A 3,955-nucleotide genomic window follows, 5' to 3' on the forward strand; every position below is an offset into this window, starting at 1 on the left:
TTTTTATGTTCCGCCGACCACCGAGATATACACAGCCATCAATACTCTCTTTCCATCCACGACGCTCTTCCGATCTGCAGCCCGCGCCCGCCGTCGCGGGGCGCGAGCCGCCCGCCGCCAGCACGGTCACCACCAGCGCGTCGGCGGCGCGCAGCGTGTCGAGCAGCTCGGGTTCGGCGGTGCGCAGCGAGGAGCAGAACACCGGCAGCGCCTGCCCGCCCGCCTCCTCGACGGCCGCGCAGAGCGTCTCCACGAACGCGGTGTTGCCCGCCAGGTGATGCGCCCGGTAGTAGAGCACCCCGATCACGGGCCCCCGCCCGGGCCGCGCGTCGCGCTCCAGCAGCCCCCACGAGGGCGTGGCCTCCGGCGGCGCGAACCCGTGCCCGGTCAGCAGCACCGTGTCCGACAGGAACGCGTGCAGCTCGGCCAGGTTCGGCGGCCCGCCGTGGGCCAGGTACGCGTGGGCCTCGGCGCAGACGCCGCCGCTGACCGTGGACAGCTCCATCAGCTCGGCGTCCGGCGCCTGCTCGCCGCCCAGCACCACCACCGGCAGAGGGCCGGCCAGCAGCGCGTCCAGGCCCTCCTCCCAGGCGCGACGGCCGCCGAGCAGGCGCACCACGACCACGTCGACGCCTTCCAGCAGGGCGGGCAGGTCCTCGGGCGCCAGCCGGGCCGGGTTGCCCAGCCGGTAGGCGGCACCGCTCGCGCGAGCGCTGAGCAGGTCGGTGTCGGAGGTCGAGAGCAGCAGGACGGTACGGCTGTCGCCAGGCACGGCGCAATCCTCCCTCGGGGTCCTCGCCCCGGTCGCGGGTGTCGCGGCGGCCGGAGTCTCCTGGCTCCCGGATCAGCGCTCACCCCGGCCTTCCCACCCGTCGCCGGGCAGTGGCCTGCGGTGGGGTTCGCTCCCCGGTCACAGTGGCGGGACCGCGCCGGATTCGCACCGGCTTCCTCCCTAGCCATCGCCTACAGGGAGCCTACGACAAGAGCGACCCCCGCCAGAAGTGGCGTTACCATCCTGATCGTGTCCATAGCCGACTTTTCCGGACGTATGCGCCCCGACGCCTGTCCGGGGGCGCTACAGGTGCACGAGGCCGCCGACGGCCCGCTGGCCCGCGTCCGCCTGCCCGGCGGCGCGATCTCACCCACCCGGCTGCGCGAGCTGGCCGCCTGCGCGGCCGACCTCGGCTCGGACGTGATCGAGCTGACCTCCCGGGCGAACGTCCAGGTGCGCGGCCTGCGCTCGCCCGCCGCCTTCGCCGAGCGGATCGCCGCCGCCGGACTGCTGCCGTCGCAGGCGCACGAGCGCGTACGCAACATCGTGGCCTCGCCGCTCGGCGGTCGCACGGGCCCCGGCCTGCTGGACCCGCAGCCCCTGGTGGCGGCGCTGGACCGGGCGCTGTGCTCGCGGCCCCGGCTGGCCGGGCTGCCGGGGCGGTTCCTGTTCGCGGTGGACGAGGGCAGCGGCGACACGCTCGCGCTGGGGGCCGACGTCACGTTCTTCGACGGGCGGCTGCTGCTGGCGGGCGTGGACATCGGGCTCGCCGTGGGGGCGGACGCGGCCGCCGAACGCATGATCGCCGCCGCCGAGGCGTTCCTCGACGAACGGCCGGAAGGGGATCGGGGGGCGTGGCGGATCGCGGAGCTGGACAACGGCCCCGCCCGCATCGCCACCCGCCTCCGCACTGACATCGCCCCCCGCGATCGCACCGGCACCGCCGACCGCGCCGCCGATGCCCGCTCCGGGCACCAGCCGCACGCCGGGCGGACCCCGGACGCCGAGATGTGGGCACCGCCCGCTCCCGTCGTCCGGGACGTGCCGGCGGTGTCGGCGCCGCGTGCCGGGCGGGTCGAGCAGCGGGACGGGCGGGTGGCGTTGGAGGTCGTGGTGCCGCTCGGACGGCTGTCCGCCGCCCAGGCGCGCGCCATCGCCGCAGCGGCCGAGGCGAACGCCCCGGCCGGCACCACCGGCGTGCCTGGTCCGGGAGACGCCACCGGCGCGGCCGACCCGGGAGACGCCGCCGACGTGCCCGTCCGCCTGACGCCGTGGCGGACCGTCGTACTCCTCGACCTGCCGCCCGCCACCGCCGGCCGGGCGGCGCGAATGCTGGAGGCGGCCGGGCTGGTGACGGACCCGGCGTCGCCGTGGGCCGGGGTGAGCGCCTGCACCGGCCGTCCGGGCTGCGCCAAGTCCCTGGCCGACGTCCAGGAGGACGCGCGGCGCTGGGTGGCGACCCTGGACGGGCCCCCGGCGACGCCCGTGCATTGGGCCGGTTGCGAGCGGCGCTGCGGGCTGCCGCGCGGCCGGGTCGTCCAGATGGTCGCCACCGGCGACGGATACCAGGAAAGGCATCAGTGAGCGACTACATCCGCGACGGGGCCGAGATCTACCGGCGCTCGTTCGCGACCATCCGTGCCGAGACCGACCTCACCGGGATGCCGCCCGAGGTCGCGCAGGTGGCGGTGCGGATGATCCACGCCTGCGGCATGACCGACCTCGTGACCGACCTGGACTGGTCGCCTGCCGTGGTCGTCCGGGCGCGCGCGGCGCTGCGAAGGGGCGCGCCCGTGCTGTGCGACGCGCAGATGGTCGCCTCCGGCGTGACCAGGCGCCGCCTGCCCGCGGACAACGCCGTCGTGTGCACGCTGGGCGACCCCGGCGTCCCGGAGCTGGCCGAACGGCTCGGCACCACGCGCAGCGCCGCCGCGCTGGAGCTGTGGCGCGACCGCCTCGACGGCGCGGTGGTGGCCATCGGCAACGCGCCGACCGCGCTGTTCCGGCTGCTCGAACTGGTCTCCGAAGGCGCCGGCCGGCCCGCCGCCGTGCTCGGCATCCCGGTGGGGTTCATCGGCGCGGCCGAGTCCAAGCGGGCGCTGGCGGACAGCGACCTGGAATATCTGGTGGTGCACGGCCGCCGCGGCGGCAGTGCGATGACGGCGGCGGCGGTCAACGCCATCGCGAACGAGACGGAGTGATGGCGATGACGGGACGGCTGTACGGGGTCGGGCTCGGTCCCGGGGATCCCGAGCTGGTCACGGTCAAGACGGCCCGGCTGATCGGCGAGGCCGACGTGATCGCCTACCACGCCGCCAGGCACGGCCGCAGCATCGCCCGCTCGATCGCGCTGCCGTACATGAAGGAAGGGCAGATCGAGGAGCTGCTGCTCTACCCGCTGACCACGGAGACCACCGACCACCCCGGCGGCTACCAGGGCGCGCTCGACGACTTCTACGCCGACTGCGCCGAGCGGCTGGCCGCCCACCTGGACGCGGGCCGGACCGTGGTCGTGCTGTCCGAGGGCGACCCGCTGTTCTACGGCTCGTACATGCACATGCACAAGCGGCTCGCCCACCGCTACCCGACCGAGGTGGTGCCCGGCGTCACCTCCGTCAGCGCCGCCTCGGCCGTGCTGGGCCGGCCGCTGGTGGAGCGGGACGAGGTGCTGACCGTCCTGCCCGGCACGCTGCCCGCCGAGGTGCTGGCGGACAGGCTCCGCGGCACCGACTCGGCGGCGGTGCTCAAGCTGGGCCGGACGTTCGAGAAGGTCCGCGACGCGCTGGCCGAGGCCGGGCGGCTGGACGACGCCTGGTACGTCGAGCGCGCCACCATGGGAGCCGAACGCGTCGCGCCGCTCAAGGACGTGGACGCGGACGGCGTACCGTACTTCTCGCTGGCCCTGCTCGCCAGCCCCGCCGAGCGGACCTTCGTCCCCGAGCCGCCCCAGACCGAAAGCCGGGCCGAGACCCGGGGCGAGGTGGTCGTGGTGGGCCTCGGGCCCGCCGGGCGGCCGTGGCTCACGCCCGAGGCCCAGGAAGCTCTGGCGGCGGCGACCGACCTCGTCGGCTACGGCCCGTACGTGGACCGCGTCGCCCCGAACCCGCGCCGTTGTCGAAGTCGCCCGAGATCCCGGCCAGCGAGCAGATGCTGATCCGCAGGGCCGTCATGCCGGAGGGGATC

Annotated in this window: 3 protein-coding genes, 1 pseudogene and 1 riboswitch; of the genes and pseudogenes, 3 read left to right on the forward strand and 1 reads right to left on the reverse strand. The window is 75.4% G+C overall.

The features are described from left to right. On the reverse strand, positions 1–772 hold a 772-nt coding region (locus ACWDX9_RS60725; protein WP_449973021.1), incomplete at its 3' end, for a cobaltochelatase subunit CobN. Between the two features lie 36 nt (positions 773–808). Further along, a riboswitch (cobalamin riboswitch) is annotated at positions 809–1,004 on the reverse strand. Between the two features lie 17 nt (positions 1,005–1,021). On the opposite strand from ACWDX9_RS60725, the gene ACWDX9_RS60730 reads away from it, so the two are divergent. The 3 genes and pseudogenes from ACWDX9_RS60730 to ACWDX9_RS60740 form a co-directional block, all read left to right on the forward strand. Next, positions 1,022–2,356: a precorrin-3B synthase gene (locus ACWDX9_RS60730; protein WP_449973022.1), complete on the forward strand. Its 1,335-nt coding sequence runs from the start codon at positions 1,022–1,024 to the stop codon at positions 2,354–2,356. Then, a complete protein-coding gene (locus tag ACWDX9_RS60735) occupies positions 2,353–2,973 on the forward strand; it encodes a precorrin-8X methylmutase (protein ID WP_449973023.1) in 621 nt (206 codons plus the stop codon). The genes ACWDX9_RS60730 and ACWDX9_RS60735 overlap by 4 nt, the downstream gene beginning before the upstream one ends. 5 nt (positions 2,974–2,978) lie before the next feature. Continuing rightward, positions 2,979–3,890, forward strand: a pseudogene (locus ACWDX9_RS60740) (precorrin-2 C(20)-methyltransferase); the annotation flags it as partial. Between the last annotated feature and the right edge of the window lie 65 nt (positions 3,891–3,955).

The sequence above is a fragment of the Nonomuraea sp. NPDC003201 genome (assembly GCF_053590415.1).